General features: G+C 49.1%; 15 protein-coding genes. All 15 read left to right on the top strand.

Annotated elements, in window-relative coordinates; translation table 11 throughout:
- The first annotated feature begins 34 nt into the window (after positions 1–34).
- The 15 genes from AC1S8V_RS24090 (at position 35) to cntE (ending at position 16,629) form a co-directional block, all read left to right on the top strand.
- Complete coding sequence (locus AC1S8V_RS24090) at positions 35–1,162, top strand: glycosyltransferase family A protein (RefSeq protein WP_482071080.1); 1,128 nt, start codon at positions 35–37, stop codon at positions 1,160–1,162.
- Entirely contained in the window at positions 1,159–1,932 is a 774-nt protein-coding gene (locus AC1S8V_RS24085) for a glycosyltransferase family 2 protein (protein WP_482071079.1), read from the top strand. The genes AC1S8V_RS24090 and AC1S8V_RS24085 overlap by 4 nt, the downstream gene beginning before the upstream one ends.
- Positions 1,929–2,660: a sugar phosphate nucleotidyltransferase gene (locus AC1S8V_RS24080; protein ID WP_482071078.1), complete on the top strand. Its 732-nt coding sequence runs from the start codon at positions 1,929–1,931 to the stop codon at positions 2,658–2,660. The genes AC1S8V_RS24085 and AC1S8V_RS24080 overlap by 4 nt, the downstream gene beginning before the upstream one ends.
- A 5-nt stretch (positions 2,661–2,665) precedes the next feature.
- Positions 2,666–4,219 (top strand): GT-D fold domain-containing protein, encoded by a 1,554-nt coding sequence (locus AC1S8V_RS24075; protein ID WP_482071077.1) that lies wholly within the window; start codon positions 2,666–2,668, stop codon positions 4,217–4,219.
- 67 nt (positions 4,220–4,286) lie between these two features.
- Positions 4,287–5,999, top strand: a complete 1,713-nt coding sequence (locus tag AC1S8V_RS24070) for a glycosyltransferase family 2 protein (protein WP_482071076.1) — start codon at positions 4,287–4,289, stop codon at positions 5,997–5,999.
- A 229-nt stretch (positions 6,000–6,228) separates the two neighbouring features.
- Positions 6,229–6,789, top strand: a complete 561-nt coding sequence (locus AC1S8V_RS24065) for a phosphotransferase family protein (protein WP_482071075.1) — start codon at positions 6,229–6,231, stop codon at positions 6,787–6,789.
- A gap of 310 nt (positions 6,790–7,099) precedes the next feature.
- A complete protein-coding gene (locus AC1S8V_RS24060) occupies positions 7,100–7,960 on the top strand; it encodes a histidine racemase CntK family protein (protein ID WP_482071074.1) in 861 nt (286 codons plus the stop codon).
- 36 nt (positions 7,961–7,996) lie between these two features.
- A complete protein-coding gene (locus tag AC1S8V_RS24055) occupies positions 7,997–8,791 on the top strand; it encodes an SAM-dependent methyltransferase (RefSeq protein ID WP_482071073.1) in 795 nt (264 codons plus the stop codon).
- Between the two features lie 57 nt (positions 8,792–8,848).
- Complete coding sequence (locus AC1S8V_RS24050) at positions 8,849–10,144, top strand: opine metallophore biosynthesis dehydrogenase (RefSeq protein WP_482071072.1); 1,296 nt, start codon at positions 8,849–8,851, stop codon at positions 10,142–10,144.
- 217 nt (positions 10,145–10,361) lie between these two features.
- Positions 10,362–11,984, top strand: coding sequence for a staphylopine-dependent metal ABC transporter substrate-binding lipoprotein (cntA, locus tag AC1S8V_RS24045; RefSeq protein ID WP_482071071.1), 1,623 nt, complete (start codon positions 10,362–10,364; stop codon positions 11,982–11,984).
- 81 nt (positions 11,985–12,065) lie between these two features.
- On the top strand, positions 12,066–12,998 hold the full coding sequence (opp1B, locus tag AC1S8V_RS24040) for a nickel/cobalt ABC transporter permease (RefSeq protein ID WP_433746766.1): 933 nt from the start codon (positions 12,066–12,068) through the stop codon (positions 12,996–12,998).
- Positions 12,998–13,885, top strand: a complete 888-nt coding sequence (gene cntC, locus AC1S8V_RS24035) for a staphylopine uptake ABC transporter permease subunit CntC (RefSeq protein WP_482071070.1) — start codon at positions 12,998–13,000, stop codon at positions 13,883–13,885. The genes opp1B and cntC overlap by 1 nt, the downstream gene beginning before the upstream one ends.
- Positions 13,866–14,675 (top strand): staphylopine uptake ABC transporter ATP-binding protein CntD, encoded by an 810-nt coding sequence (cntD, locus tag AC1S8V_RS24030; RefSeq protein ID WP_433746760.1) that lies wholly within the window; start codon positions 13,866–13,868, stop codon positions 14,673–14,675. Before cntC ends, cntD begins: the two co-directional genes overlap by 20 nt.
- Positions 14,676–15,422 (top strand): ABC transporter ATP-binding protein, encoded by a 747-nt coding sequence (locus AC1S8V_RS24025; RefSeq protein ID WP_482071069.1) that lies wholly within the window; start codon positions 14,676–14,678, stop codon positions 15,420–15,422. It begins immediately after the preceding gene.
- A gap of 13 nt (positions 15,423–15,435) precedes the next feature.
- Positions 15,436–16,629 carry a staphylopine family metallophore export MFS transporter CntE gene (gene cntE, locus AC1S8V_RS24020; RefSeq protein WP_482071068.1) on the top strand — a complete coding sequence of 398 codons (1,194 nt, stop codon included), beginning with the start codon at positions 15,436–15,438 and terminating at the stop codon, positions 16,627–16,629.
- Positions 16,630–16,638 lie beyond the last annotated feature (9 nt).

Raw genomic sequence — 16,638 nt, 5'->3', positions numbered from 1 at the left:
GCATCGGATGATGCAGCATGCTGGAGGTGAGGAAATGAAGGGACGTTCAGGGTTTGTCCACCGCAGGCGGACAACAAATAGACGAAGACGAAGACGAACGACGACAGGAAGCAGTCGTATCAACAAGCGTCATGGGAACAAGAAGCAATCCATCACCCCAAAAACGAGAAGAAACCGATCGGAAGCTGGTCTGGTGGATCTGCGTTTGATGTGGAAGGCTGGACAACTTGCAGGAAGCCAGGCGAAGGCAGACAACACAGCGTCAGAAAAACACGCGCGTTTCGCATGGAACACACACGCGGCAAACGTTGCGGAGCTAGGCAACTTTGAGATAGCCATGAATGCAGGCAAGGCATTTATGCAGGGATATGCCCATACCTCAGGACATTCATTTCAGATCGTACCGCTGCCCCTTCGTCATTCGGCTGCTGCCGTTGTCTGTGCCTGCAATGAGGAACGTACGTTGGGGCAGGTGTTGTCGCAACTACAGCGTTTGCCTCTGACAGATATCATTGTCGTACTGAATGGAACGACCGATGACAGTTTGAAACAGGTGCTGAGGCAGCCGGGGATAACGCTCGTGTATGAACCGGATCGGGCCGGACATGATGTGGGCCGGTCCATTGGAGCCAAGATGACGGATGCGGAGATAGTTCTCTTTGTGGATGGGGATATGGTCGTATCGGCGGAACAGCTTGCACCATTTCTGTTCGCAGTGGATCGGGGACAGGATGTGGCGTTGAATAATCTGACCTCCTTGCTTCCTCCGTTTGCAGGTCAGGATGAGGTGAGCCGGATTAAGGCATATCTGAACCGAACCTTAGGCAGGGCAGATCTCGGTTCCAATTCCATGACAGCCGTGCCCCACGCCTTGTCTCGTCGTATGATTCAGACCGTGAAGCCGGCATCACTGGCCGTTCCGCCTAAGGCACAGAGCCTGGCAATTCAGCATGGGATGAGCGTATCGGCACCAAGTCAGGTGGACGTTATCCGGTCCAATCGGTTGCGTCCCGGTAACACGGGGAGTGGGAATGATGTCGCCAGATTGATCATCGGAGATCATCTGGAGGCACTGGCTACCTGGCTGGATACGGGTTGGAATGCATCCCAGGCACACACGCTCTCCCGCGCAGAAGTGGCTTACAGGAGGAACGCCAGATGACACTGACGAGTATGATTATCCCAACGTACAACGGGCTGGATCTGATCAGGCCCTGCATTGATGCGATACGACAATACTCGGGTGACCCTGCGTCATACGAAATTGTCGTTGTGGATAATGGTTCGACGGATGGAACGGCTGAATATTGTGCACTGGAGCGGATTCGTTTTGTCAGGTTCCCGGATAATCGGGGATTTCCGGCAGCGTGTAATGCTGGAATTCGTGCAGCCTGCGGGGATGAGCTGTTGCTGCTAAACAATGATGTTACGGTCACGCCCCGTTGGCTGGAGAACCTGCGAACTGCTCTGTACAGTGATGCAAGTATTGGGATTACGGGTCCTGTCACCAATTATGCCAGCGGCATCCAGCAGATTGAACTGGCGTTTCGAAACATCGAACATTTTCAGGAGCTGGCCGCTTCCAACAATGTTGCGGATTCTTCAAGGTGGAGGGAAGTGCGCCGGATTGTCGGTCTGTGTATGCTGATAAAACGAAGTGTAGTGGAATCGGTCGGACTGCTTGACGAGGCGTACTCTCCGGGACACTATGAGGATGACGATTATTGTTATAGAGCAAGATTACAGGGATATCGCTTGCTGGTATGCGGGGATGTCCTCGTGCATCATCAGGGAAGTGCAAGCTTCCAGAAGACAGATAAGTTGGCGTGGAAACAGCTGCTTGAGCGTAATCGTTCGATTTTTATGAGCAAATGGCATGTCGATCCGCTTGAATATATGGACACATCCGATGAAGGAGGGAACGTGGAATGAAAGGTGTAATTCTTGCCGGCGGAACAGGAACTAGACTGTATCCTCTGACCCGGCTCATTAACAAACATCTGCTCCCAGTCGGTAAACATCCGATGATTATGTATGGTATCGACAGGCTCCGCCAGGCAGGCATTGATGAACTATTGATTGTAATCAACAAACATTCCGCCGGGCTGTACACAGAGTATCTTGGTGGCGGAGCGGATTATGGGGTCAAGCTGACGTATCGCATTCAGGAAAAGGCGGGCGGGATTGCAGAAGCATTGGATTTGGCGACCGCCTTTATCCTTCCTGGAGAAAAATTCGTTGTGCTTCTGGGGGATAATCTCTTCAGTGACGATCTGAAGCCTTATGTGGACCGTTATATGCAGCAACCTGCCGGTACAGCAAGGGTTCTGCTTAAAGAGGTGGATGATGCACGTCGTTATGGGGTGCCGGTCTTTGATCTACAGCATCCGGAGCGAATCTCGTACATTGAGGAAAAACCAAGCCATCCGAAAACCTCTTATTGTGTAACGGGCATATACATGTATGACGATCATGTATTCAACCTCATTCGCAACATCACGCCGTCTGCGCGCGGAGAGCTTGAAATTACGGATGTGAACAATCACTACGCATCTGCGGGTGGATTGGAATATGATATTTTGCAAAAATACTGGAGTGATGCGGGTACGTTTGATTCGCTCCAGGAAGCAGCTGTCCGCATGAAAGGACAATTGCCCTAACATCAATGCGCCTGATGTTGCCGCTGTGCGGTGCCCCATGGGAGCAGAACACCCTGCGCCGGAGCTGGAAGGATGCTCCGGCGCTTTGCGCAGCGACAAGCCACGTGCATGCCAAAGGAGGGAATGGCGTGAGAGTAGCGATACGCACCGGGGCCGCTGGGGCTATGGTGACAGGTAAACCCCGGGGCACGCACCCGTCCGTATTCACGGGCAGTGGTACAGCAGCGGGAGCAGGGACAGGGTCCGCTGGAGTCAGAGGTGTTAAGTCGGGGAAACGAAGTACCCGGACAAAAGCGAGTACGTCTGCAGGTGCAGGGCACAAGGTCCGTGCAGGCAAAGCGGGCAACACGGGCAGTGCTGCGGGCAGAGCGAGCTATGTGCGTAGGGCAGGTAATACGGGCAAACCCAGCCGTACCAGCAGGGCGAGCCCCGCCGGCAAAGGCAAAGCCGGTCTGCGCCAGGCCACTGCTGGGCGCAGGCATGCACCAGCGCGGGGCGGGCGTGCCGCTGCCCGCGCCAAGCAGCGCACGGCGATGCGCCGTGCGCCCATGCCAGCACCGCAAGCCAGCACGCCACAGGCGATGCCTGCCAGCGGTGCTGGCCCCGCCTCGCGCCAGGCGACACTCCCGAAGGGTGTCGCCCCCGCGGGGCGGGAAGGCGCTGCCGCCGCGAATGCGGGCAGCGCGAAGGGCCTGCCTGCTGCGCCTGCGGAGCACGCAGCGCAGGCGCAGGCCGTGCCCGGCGGCTACGCCGAGGGCTACCGCGACGGCGTATTCGCCGGCGGGGAGGCGCTGGTGGCGCAGCACATCCCGCCGGATCACATTCTGCCTGCCGTGGCGGCGGCAGATCTGATCGCGGCGGGCTTCCGCCAATACGCGCCCAGCCTGACCCGGCTGGCCAGCCCTCATGAGATGGCTGGCCACATCATGGCGGCGCTGGATGCACAGCGCCCCTTGTCTGTCGTTCGCCTCGGAGATGGCGAACTGCTCACCCTGGCAGCCGATACGGTGCTGCCCGGCCATGAAGTGCAGGAGCTGGCACCGTTTCTGCCCTATGCAGGGGTGCCATGCTCAACGCCAGACATCCGCGCAATGCTCGCGGAAGCGATTCAGGCCGCCGACTGGGTTGGCGTGCCGATCTCGCGTGCGCCTACGTTTCAGGGACTGCTCTTCCCCGTATTGCGCCACTTCGGAATCGACTGGTCTGGGCTGAAATTGACCAGCTCCACGATCAATTACAGCCTGCATCAGTCTGGTCTAGTGCTGCCCGTGCTGCAAGGGCGCCGGGTTCTGCTCATCGGCAGCCAGGCTGCAGAGCTTGCGGCACTGCTGCATAGTCGGGGGGTTCATGTCACAGGCATCATTGGTTCTGTAGCGGGAGTCATGGATGTTCCGAGGGTGATGCAGCAAACCGCTGAACATGCTTTTGATATCGCGCTGGTGGCGGCAGGAATTCCGGCGGTCATCCTATGTAGGCGAATCGCAGGTGAACTCGGTAAGGTCGCTCTGGATTTTGGACATTTGGCAGACAAACTGGTAACCGGAGAGCTTCAACTCTAGTGGACCGTCCGGGAGCAAGTAAAGTGCGACACTGTTCTCACGGACGAGTGGAAATGGAGGAAGCAACATGAGTACATCCGATCAACAACGTGGGGAAGGACGTCACAGGCATAGTAACAAGAATAATGCTCGAAACGTCAGCCATCGTAAGGGTAACAGTCCCCATAACAACACTTCAAACATCAGCAATCGCAGTGAAAACAACCGGAATGGCAGCATAAGCAGCGAAAAAAAAGCGGACCGCCGTGCCACACAGCACGATGTCTCGCGATCTGACATGGCAGTCCTGCATGCAGCAGGTCGTCGCTCAATACGGAAATCCAGACGTAAAGGCAAAAGCAGGCGCACAGCCAAAGGCGCAAGGCTCTACAAACAGGGGTATAACAGAGGATACAACGAAGGTGTCCGCCAGGGACAGAGCTCGTTTGGTCTTGTTTTTGAAGGAGTTAGCATCATTATCCCCACGTACAATCAGCGGGACTATGTGCTGCAATGTGTGTCCAGTATCGAAAAGCATACCCCTGCTCCCTTCGAGATCATCGTCGTGGATAATGCCTCCAAGGATGGAACTGCCGAGGCCATGCTCCGTAAAGGCGGTATGGTGAGGGTTGCTGCCCTGGATAAGAACCGGGGGTTTGCCGGAGGTGTCAATCATGGGCTGATGATGGCGAGAGGACGACATATCATCGTACTGAACAACGATACGCTGGTTACCCCGGGCTGGCTGGATAATATGATGACTTGTCTTGCCAGTGATCCGAAGATTGGTGTGGTGGGTCCGGTGACCAACTATATTGGCGGGGATCAGCAGATTCAGGTTCCGTACCGTGAGGTAGAAGAGATGTGGCCTTTTGCCGCCACACATAATCGTCCCGATGCAGACAAACATCGAATAACCGATCGTCTGGTCGGATTTTGCTGGCTGTTCTCACGGGAGTTGCTGGAGCGGGTAGGTTATCTGGACGAAGGGTATGCGGTGGGGAATTTTGAAGATGACGACTGGATCATCCGGGTGAAGCTGGCAGGATACCAACTTGCGGTTGCCGGTGATGCCTTTATTCATCACTTCGGAAGTGTCAGCATGAAAGCACTGGGGGAGCAGGATTTTGCTGTAGTGAACAAGGATAACGAGCAGTTTTACAGCCAAAAGTGGGGAGATCCCCATACGCTGGTTGCCGAAACCTCTCGCTTGGGAAGACAACAAACCTCTCTTAACCCATCCGGTCAACAAGAGGATAGGGATACGAGCACGACTGATCCACGTCAGCGAATCTCAACGCAAGGTAGCCAAAATCCAGCACTACAGTTCAGACGCAGCAGTGAATTTTACCCCGAAGGCTCGTTCGTGTCTGATGCCAAAGGCGATGTCTATACATTGACTAGTGGGCGGCGGCGTAAGCTAAACATCCCTGTACCGCGTGGCATATCTCCTGTTCAGGTTGCGAAACCGGATCTGCTCGGCATTCCTGCCGGAGAAGCACTGATATCAGCGGGGGACGTGCAAGGATGGCCGGTGGAGTCACATCAGGTGCATACGACAGCGGTTCAGGGTTCTCCCAATGCCTGGGCAGAAGGAAGTATTGTTGCCGCAGTGGATGCACCCGAGATTCGATATCAGATTAGCGGAGGAAAGCGCAGAAGATTTGTATCCGTTTATGCCGCAGAACGTTGGGGCGTGCTTTCCGGGCATATTGTCAGCGTGTCTGCGGACCAACTGGATTCGATGGAAGAAGGATGGCCGATTATCGCCCCACCTCAGCTCTTGAACCCAGATCTGTAATGTCAGGTGATCTGTTTATGCGAATCAGCAGCATGATGCGGAATGAAAGATGCAGCGGTATCCTGTGGAATCGCTCTGACTCATTCCGCATCCAAACATTACATACGAGTTGGAAGTTATATCACTAGAGCGTAGCGATTGAAAGATCATCGATTTCCTTTTAAACTATGACCAACGTGAGTTCACAAAACAGTTTCAATCCATCCCGGTGACTGGTTTTGGAAGGGAAATGCACGATGAGGTACAAAACCAATTTTATTCTCCTCCTCATGCAGGATCAGATGGCAGTTGGCAAGGATATGTGCAATACAATATCAATAGTCTCACGGAGCAAGATCCATTGATTGAGCTTGGTGTCATTACGATGAAGGAATCACAGGTCGTAAGGCAATGGTTCGAACAATTGAAAATGCAAAAGTTCCGCTTTGGCTTATGCCATGGCGATCTCTCCTTGAAGAATACAATCGTAAGTTCTACGGGTGAGATTACCCTTCTGGACTGGGGAAATGCGGAGGTCACCGTCGTGCCGTACGGCGATATCATTCAACTCATGCAATGCCAGCTACGGGGTGAGGGTCCAGACAAGGAAGAATTGAAAGCGTTTTTAGAAGGGTATGGGACAAGTACACAAGAGCAGGAGCGTGAACTGAACCAAGCGAGGCATGTGTTGCTATTGAAAGCTTTTGACACCCTGAGGTGGGCCATAGATGGAAGTCCGGATCAGATCGAGCTCTACACTGTATTAGCGAAACAGGCGTTAGACCAGTTTGGACGGGCTAATAGAGATTAATTTTGTAAAACGATTCATATTTAAAACTTATAATTTAATCTTTCTATTTGGTTATGTTGAACCTTATCGAACGTTGCAATTTTGGCTAGAGCTGGCGCGTAAACGTCAGCTCTGTTTGGGTTTTCTGACAGGAGGAGAAGTAAAGGACCGAATGAAGTGCATTCTTTTACAAATGGAAATATTTGTTGACGCTCCCCAAAAGGATGTGCTATATTTTTCTCGGTTGATAATCGTAATCATTACTATTAGTATTTGTAAGGGAAAGTATACCAACGTAATCCTAATAATAAGGACAGGAGCAGCCGCTGCGATGAAACAGGAGATTGATTTTATCAAGTTCAGTCCCACCCAAAACATGACGATTCTGGTTGAAACGGATCATGCAGCCGAGCAATACAGTCATATTGCTACCCGCCTAATGTCGTATGACAACGTTTATGCTGAACAAGTGGGGTTCATTGAACCAACGCGGAGACCGGAAGCTGCTGCTCATCTGGAAATGGCCGGAGGAGAGTTCTGTGGCAATGCCTGTATGGCACTTGCAGCACACCTCGCATCTGAAGCAGGACTGGCACAACAGGAGTCTATGGATATTATGCTGGAGGTTTCCGGAACCGATCAATTGATCATGTGCCATGTGAAGAAGCAGCAGAACGAATACGACTGCCAGATAACCATGCCTGTTCCGAGACAGATCGAACAGCGAACAATTCGGTACGAAGGCATGGAGCTGGATATGGTGATCCTCCGGTACGCTGAGTTCATCCATATCGTGATCGAAGTCGATGACTTCGACGATACGATGAAGAAGAGGGCACAGACCCTTGCAAGATTACTGGGACTAACCATGGGAGATAAGCTGATCGGTATCTTGTTATATCAATCACACTCGGAAGAAATGGCCCCGCTCATCTATGTTCCAGAGCTGGATAGTCTGATCTGGGAGAGAGGGTGTGGTTCGGGTACGGCCTCCGTAGGAGCCTATCTCGCATGGAGCCAGCAGAGAGAGATTACGCAGTACATCAAGCAGCCCGGTGGTGCAATCAAAGTGATAGCCGAGTGGAATGGGACAGAACTTGAGAGTATTACGATTGAGGGATCTGTTGGGATCGTGGCACAGGGCAAAGCCTTCATAGATGCTCCAATGGAATGGAGCAATGTAAACGCATGAGGTACATGACCATGACAACGTATAGGGGGCAAAGGAATGATCACATTGGTCCATTTTCAGACATGTTTGAGTGAGTTTGCAGAGAAATTTGATAAGCTCGCGAGCAAGTATGATCATACGATTCAGCATAGTTCGGAGCTGGAGGCTGTGATCAATGACTACTCCCGCTTTGTGACCGATCAGGAGAATAAGGCTGCCTGGGAACAGTTGGAGCAATCGGAGCTGGAAGAGCTTGATTCGCTTGTGTGGGCGTTAAGAAATAAATCCGCTCAGTGTGTGGCGATCATGGAGAAATATCGTGCATTGAAGTTGGAGAACGGGGATGTGCAGATTGCCGATTATTTCAAAAACATCGAAGAGTGTATCGATAAAGAATTCGGCAGCTTCCATGTCACCTCCAATTCGAAAGTGTTGTTGGTAGGCTCGGGTTCATTCCCCATGACCCCATTACTCATCGCCAAGCGAACAGGTGCAGAGGTCGTTGGAATCGATATTGATGAAGAATCCATTACACTCGGGCAGAAGGTGGTGGAGACGCTGGGCGCGGGCTTGAAGATTCGTTTGGAGTCAACATTGCTGGAGGATCTGGATTATACCAGGGAAGCAACCCATATCATTTTCAGCTCTACCGTGGCCCCTAAATATGATCTGCTCGATCAACTGCATGCCCTGACGAATGCGCAGGTGGTTGTAGCCATGAGATATGGTGACCAGTTGAAGTCCTTGTTCAATTATCCCATGAGAGAGACGGACAGCAGCAAGTGGAAGCTGGTGGACAAGATCCTGCGTCCCGATGATGTGTTCGATATTGCGTTGTACCAGAAAGCATAGCCATCCAAGTCAATCCAAATGGAGTCCAGGTTGAACTTTGAAATAAAGGAGGCTTATATGAGCAATCTTCAGCGAATTCTGATACTCGGAACCGGACCTGCATCCATTCAGCTTGCGGTAACGCTCAAAGATCATCTCAACTGCTGTATAGGCATTGCAGGGAGACAATCGGTTCGTTCAGCATCGATGTTTGCAGCCCTCGAACAGAGCAATCAACGTATTCAGGTCAGCATTCAAAATGAGAAGCATCAGCCGCTGGCAGGTGAATGTTACGTTGATCATGTGTTCAAAGGATATGAAACCATTGAAGGTGAATGGGACACACTCATTTTGGCTGTAACCACGGATGCTTATATCGATGTGTTGGAACAAATGAATGAGAACTTCATTAAACAAGTAAAATGTATTGTTTTGGTTTCTCCAACCTTCGGGTCCAATGGTCTGGTGAGCCATTATATGAGAGAGCGGAATGCAGATCCGGAAGTGATCAGTTTCTCTACCTACCTTGGAGATACCCGTTGGATGCACGAACATCCGTCGAATCATGTGATTACTACAGGAGTCAAGAAAAAGGTCTATATCGGTTCGACTCTTTACCCGTCTGAACAGGTCAGCAAGCTATGCCAAGTTTATGACCGTTTGGGTGTTGCGCTGGAAGTGATGCAATCCCCATTGGAAGCGGAAACGAGAAATATTTCGTTGTACGTGCATCCGCCCTTGTTCATGAATGACTTCTCATTAGAGGCCATCTTTGGAGCATCGGATATTCAGAAATATGTATACAAGATGTATCCTGAAGGTCCGATTACACAAGTGTTGATACGGGAAATGCGGGCACAGTGGCAGGAGATTATGAATATTACGGACCGGCTCAATATCCAGGGAGTCAATCTGCTTCAATTCATGACGGATGACAATTATCCGGTAAGATTAGAGAGTTTATCAAGACAGGATATCGAGAATTTCAATCAGTTGCAGGTCATTCATCAAGAGTATTTATTATACATACGGTATACCTCATTATTGATTGATCCATTCTCGGAACCCGATTCGGCAGGGAAATATTTCGACTTTTCAGCGGTACCATTCCGCAAAATGTTCATGAACCGTGAAGGGGAGCTGGATATTCCCCGCATGCCCAAGGAAGATTACTACCGCATCAAAATCATTCAGGGCATTGCCCGACATCTCGATGTGAGCTGTTCAACCATTGATCAATTCATCGCCAGATATGAGGCGAAGATTCAGGAAGTGGCTAACGCACACCCGAATCAACGCTTGTCCGACGCCTTTGTGATCCAATCCTTTGACGAGGATATCCGCATGATCTGCACCGGACTTTTAAGGGTCTAATTACATTTAAATAATGCAAATTAAATTTATTTTTACACAGTAACGGAGGGAGCAGAAAAAACCTGAAGAAGCGAAGCGTTCCCCTTTATCCCCGGATTTTCCCTTTGGAAAAGGGAATCAAAAAATCTGGGGATAACAGGGATCGGAAGGTTGTTCTGGTCGGGTAGTGGTCTTGTGTAAAGTTTGAATTTAAATTTGCTCATCAGGAGGAAATGTTGTGAAAAAGGGTCGTGCTTTTACATCTATATTATTGCTGGCGTCTGCCATTGCGCTGCTCGCCGGATGCGGACAGAGCCCAAAAGGGGAGGCCCAAACGGAGCCTGCCAATAGTCAGGTTCAGACTGAACTTATCTATGCTTCTGCCAAGGATATTAACGATATGAATCCCCATCTGTATCCCGGCTCCATGCCTGCTCAAGGGATGGTTTACGAGTCTTTGGTTGAAAACACGGTCGATGGAATCAAGCCGTTGCTGGCTGAATCATGGGATATTTCAGAGGATGGCAAGACCTATACGTTTCATCTGCGCAAAGATGTGAAATTCCATGATGGCGAGCCTTTTAATGCAGAGGCAGTCAAACAAAATATCGATGCGGTTCAGGCCAATGCGGAAAAACATACCTGGATTAAGCTTTCTGCCAAAATTACGAATGTGAAGGTTGTGGATGAGCATACCGTGGAGCTGACACTCTCGGAAGCCTATTACCCGGCGCTAGTGGAACTGTCCATGACCAGACCTTATGTCTTCATATCCCCCAAGGATTTCAAGGACGGCGGAACCAAAGACGGGGTGAGTGGTTATCATGGTACAGGCCCCTACAAGCTTACCGGACATAAACTCGACGAGAATGCTACGTTTGAAGCGAATGAAGCTTACTGGGGTGGCGCACCTGAAATCAAGAAAATCACATCCAAGGTTCTTCCGGCAGGAGAAACGACATTCCTGGCATTACAAAAAGGGGAAATCAACTTTGTATTTACCGATGATCGGGGTGCAGACAGCATTGATATTGAAGCGATGAATCAATTGGCCGAGTCTGGCGATTATCAAATCGTGCGAAGTGAACCGATGAATACCGCCATGATTGTAGCCAATAGCAGCAAAATGGATAGCCCGGTTCAAGATCAGGCTGTTCGTGAAGCCGTATGGTATGGCATCGACCGGGAAAGCATCAGTAACGATATTTTTGATGGAACGCAAACGGTAGCGGACAGCTTGTTTTCATCCAACGTCAATTACGCGGATGTTGACTTGAAAAAACGGGATTACAATCCGGAAACCGCGAAAGAACTTTTGGAAAAATCGGGTTGGACGCTGGCGAATGGTGAAGCTGTGAGAACGAAAAATGGTAAGCCCCTAGCCATGACCTTGTATTATGACAGCAATTCCTCTTCCCAAAAAACACAGGCAGAATTTATCCAAAATTCGTTAAAAGGAATAGGGATGCAAGTGGAAATTGTTGGAGAGGAGTCCACTTCCATCGCAAACAGAAGGTCAACCGGCGAGTATGATCTATTATTCAATCAGACCTGGGGACTGGCGTACGACCCACAGAGCACAATCTCTGCGTTTACTTCGGATTCATCCTATAAACATACGACAAGCGGCCTTCCCCAAGCAGAGGAATTGTATAAAAAAATTGAGGAAGTCATGGTGTCTACAGATGAAGCAACAAGAAAAGCGTTATATGCGGATATTATGAAAATTGTTCATGATGAAGCGGTGTTTATTCCTCTTACCAACGGGCGTGTTACGGTAGTCGCTCCCCAAAGTCTGGACGGAATTTCATTCAAGCAGACTCAATATGAATTGCCATTTGAGCAAATGAATTTTAAATAGGAATGACATCAACAGGGGGGGAGGACAACTCCCCCCCCTTTATTGTAAATGAATACGAATTCGTCCGAAAAGGAGATGGATATGGGAAGTTATATCGTCAGAAGAATATTGCTGGCCATACCTTTGCTGATCATTATTTCATTTATAACGTTTGTTTTAATTAATCTCTCTCCTCTGGACCCCGCCGTAGTGGTCTTACAGGCACAGGACGTTCCCCAGATCACAGATGAATTAATCGCCCAAACCAACGAAGCATTAGGATTCGATAAACCGTTCATGATCCAGTATATAAACTGGATGATTGCCGTATTGCAGTTTGACTTTGGCAACTCCTATGTATCGGGTGAAACCGTATGGTCAATGGTAGGTCCGGCCTTTCTGAATACGCTAAAGTTAACACTGGTCTCATCCATTTTTATTATTGTGTTATCGATCCTCTTGGGCGTGATCTGTGCCATGAGAGAAGGGAAAGTCATCGATAAATCGGTAAGAGGCATCTCATTTTTCCTTACGGCGATGCCATCCTATTGGCTTGCGGCAATCATGATTTGGTACTTTTCTGTCAAATTGGATCTGTTGCCAACCAGCGGGATGGACTCCTACAAAAGTTATATCCTGCCGGTTATTGTGATTACGGTAAGTTACACGGGCATTTATTTTAGAACAGTACGAAGTTCCATGTTAAGCAATCTGAATGAGGACTATGTGCTCTATGGAAGAGCCAGCGGATTAAGCGAGAAAAAGGTGACCATGCATATTTTAAGAAACTCACTTCAAGTGGCGGTGTCAATATTTTGCATGGCGATCCCCATCGTGCTGGGGAGCACAGTCGTCATTGAAAATGTATTTGCATGGCCGGGACTCGGGAGACTCAGCGTGCGATCGATTCTAAGTCGGGATTTCCCGATTATTCAGGCATATGTTTTGATTTTGGCGGTAACGTTTGTGTTGTTTAATACACTTTCGGACATTATCAATGCTGCGATGAATCCCAGGTTGAGAAAGGATATCTGATGAGAATATTGAAAAATTTGAGCAAAGACAAGCTGGCTATTACATCATTGGCGATTATCGTGGTCACTATTGTTGCTGGCATATTTGCCCCTTTATTTGCACCACATGACCCCGAGGCAGTGAATATGAAGCTTCGATATGCATCCTCATCCTGGGCGTACCTGTTAGGGAATGATCACTTGGGCAGATGTGTTTTATCCAGGCTCATTTACGGCATTCGTCCCAGTGTTTTATGGGTTTTGGTTGCATTGATTCTGTCAGTTTTGGTTGGAGCTGTTGTCGGATTTATCGCGGGTTACTTTAAGGGAAAAACAGATGCTTTGATTATGAGAATCTGTGATATCATGCTGTCCTTCCCTGGATATGTGATGACCTTGGCGGTAGTCGGCATTTTGGGTTCAGGGCTGGAAAATATTTTAATTGCCTTTGTATTTATGAAATGGGCCTGGTTTGCCCGCGTCATTCGAACCTCTGTGATGCAGTTCTCCGAAATGGATTATGTGAAATTCGCCAAGGCATCCGGCACGCCCAACCTGAGAATTATAACCAGGCACATTGTTCCAGTTACATTTGCCGATATCGCGGTGATCTCAAGTGGTTCCATGTGTTCAATGATGCTGCAGATCTCGGGGCTCTCCTTTCTCGGACTCGGTATTCAGGCTCCCCATGCTGAATGGGGCATGATGTTAAACGAGGCAAGGGAGGTCATGTTCTCCAGACCTGAATTAATGTTGGCACCTGGCCTGGCCATTGTCATTGTGGTGTCCGCTTTTAATTTTCTGTCGGATGCACTCCAGGTTGCTTTGGATCCTAAATTAATGACCTATCAAGGCAAGGTTCGCAAGAAAGAGGTGGGAAAAACGGTTTATGAATATAGTAGAGGTTGAAAACTTGAAAGTATGGGATACACGTACGGGTAAAGTCATTATTCATGACAGTTCATTTCAGGTAAAGCAAGGAAGCTGTCTGGCCATCGTGGGGGAGAGCGGGAGTGGCAAGTCCGTGACGTGCAGATCCATTATGCGACTGAATAAAGCGTGGCTTCAGCAATCCGGAACCATTTTATTCAAAGGTGAGAATCTGAACCAGCTTACGGAAAAAGAGATGAGAAAAAAAAGAGGGAGAAATCTCTGCCTGATTTTGCAAAATGGCATGAGTGCATTCGATCCTTCCTGTGTGATTGGTGTCCATATCCGGGAGACACTTCAGGAGCACTTTGGCTGGAATACCCGGGAGATTGAGCGGAAAATAAAAAATGCCATGGAAAGCGTCATGTTGAAAAATCCGCAAGACATCCTGAATCAATACCCGCACGAGCTGTCTGGCGGGATGCTGCAGCGAATCATGATCGCGCTGGCACTGGTGTTAGAGCCGGATCTGATTATTGCGGATGAACCGACAACGGCGCTGGATACGATCTCTCAGTACGAGGTGGTTGAACAGTTGATTCAATTACGCGAACGCATGGGATGTTCCATGATGTTTATATCGCATGATCTCGGTGTGGTGCAGAAAATTGCGGACGAGGTTATGGTCATGAAGGACGGAGCTATTGTCGAAAGAGGAGACATTCAGTCCGTGTTTTCAGAACCGGAACATGCATATACCCAATATTTAGTGTCTACCCGACTGGAGCTGAGCAACCATTTCAAGAAATTGATGCAGGAGGGGTTATAAGTGCTGAAGGTGGATGGCATTGAGAAAACCTATAGACAGAGCGGGCTGTTTTCCAAACAAAGACAGCAGGTTTTGAAGAATGTTGCATTTGAATGCCACCATGGCGAATGTCTCGGCATCATCGGCGAAAGTGGAAGTGGCAAGTCCACCTTGGGACGGTTGATCCTGGGCATTGAAAAGCCGGATCGTGGAACCATTTTGTTTGAGGGGAAAAACGTGAAGGATCGCAGTGTGAGAATGGGAAACATCAGTGCGGTATTTCAAAATTATACGTCTTCCATTAATCCGTTTTTTACCGTTGAAGAAGCGATCATCGAGCCCCTGAAGGCTCAAAAAAAGGTTCAGCAACATATGCAAAGCAAGGTCGATGAGTTGTTATATCAAGTTGGATTGGACCCGTCCTACAGACGGAAATATCCTCATGAATTATCCGGAGGAGAGGCTCAGAGAGTATGTATTGCAAGAGCCATCTCCACTGCACCGAAATGTATTTTATTGGATGAAGCCATCAGTTCTCTGGATGTGTCTGTTCAGATCCAGGTGCTGCAATTGTTAAAACAATTAAAGAAAATCTACAAGATGAGCTATGTGTTTATCACGCATGATATTCAGGCGGCAGCCTATATTTGCGACAGGGTCATTATTTTCAGAGATGGTCAGATTGAGGAAATAGTTCCGATTGGGCAGCTCAAGGATGTCCAGTCCGAATATGCCAAAAAATTATTGAAGCATTTAATTACATTTTAGGGGGAAGTCCATTGTGAGTGGAGCGATGTCTGGGCCTTTTCTGCGTTTGTACATACTGGTTCTTCTATATTTTAGTGCAAATGCTATTCTCAATGTAATTATCCCTTTGCAGGGGGAATCCCTGGGCGCCAGCAGTACAACCATTGGGCTAATCATGGGAGCCTACATGTTTACAACGATGTTTTTCAGGCCATGGGCAGGTCATATCATTCAAAAACAAGGGCCGATCAAAGTATTGCGTTTTATCCTGATCGTCAACGGCTTTGCCCTGATTTTATATACGTTTACGGGACTCGGTGGCTATTTGGTCGCTCGTATTTTACAGGGGGTATCGACCGCTTTCTTCTCCATGGCGTTACAGATCGGCATTATCGATGCCCTGCCGGAGAAAGATCGTTCCCAGGGCATTTCATATTATTCGTTATTTAGCTATATACCGGGCATTGTGGGTCCTGTTCTTGCATTGGGAATTTGGCAGACCGGAGGAATGGATTATTTTACAGTGGTTCTGATTGGTATTGCCATCTGTACAGGCGTGTTTGGATATAGCGCCAAAATGGACAAGAGCACGGAGCAGCCTACCGAAAATGTTCCTGCTCAGAACGTAGGCGTATTCCAATCCTTTAGTGAGCTGGTCAAAAATCCGTTCCTGTTCAAATGTAGTGTATTGATGCTTAGTGCCTCCGTTGTATTCGGAGCGGTTACGACCTTTATTCCTTTATATGCCGGCCAACTGCCAAGCGGTAATGCGGGTGTCTATCTGATGCTTCAAGCAGGAACCGTAGTGCTAGCCCGGATTATGCTTCGGAAAAGAATCCCTTCGGACGGCAAATGGCACGCACCATTTATTATGGGAACGATGTTTCTTTTGGCAGTGGCTGCGCTGTGTGTAAGCTTTTCGATAACAGGAGGAGCTGTTTTTTTCTATGTGGGGGCGATTTTGATGGGAATAGCTCAATCCATCCTGTATCCGACGTTAACCACCTATTTATCCTTTGTGTTGCCACAGCTTAATCGAAATGTGCTGATTGGATTATTTATAGCGACGGCAGATCTGGGCGTTTCTCTGGGCGGTGTCGTTATGGGACCGGTTGCTGACTTTTCTTCCTATTCATTTATGTACATGATGTGTGCTATCCTAGGAGCGGTAATGGTCGTTTTTGCCTATGAACGGCGAAGACCCGTGACAGGTACATCTGTGAGTTAACTGCCAGAA

Source organism: Paenibacillus sp. B46(2026) (assembly GCF_056786355.1).
The sequence above is the reverse complement of the archived record's forward strand: the minus strand, read 5'-3'. Positions and strand labels throughout refer to the sequence as shown.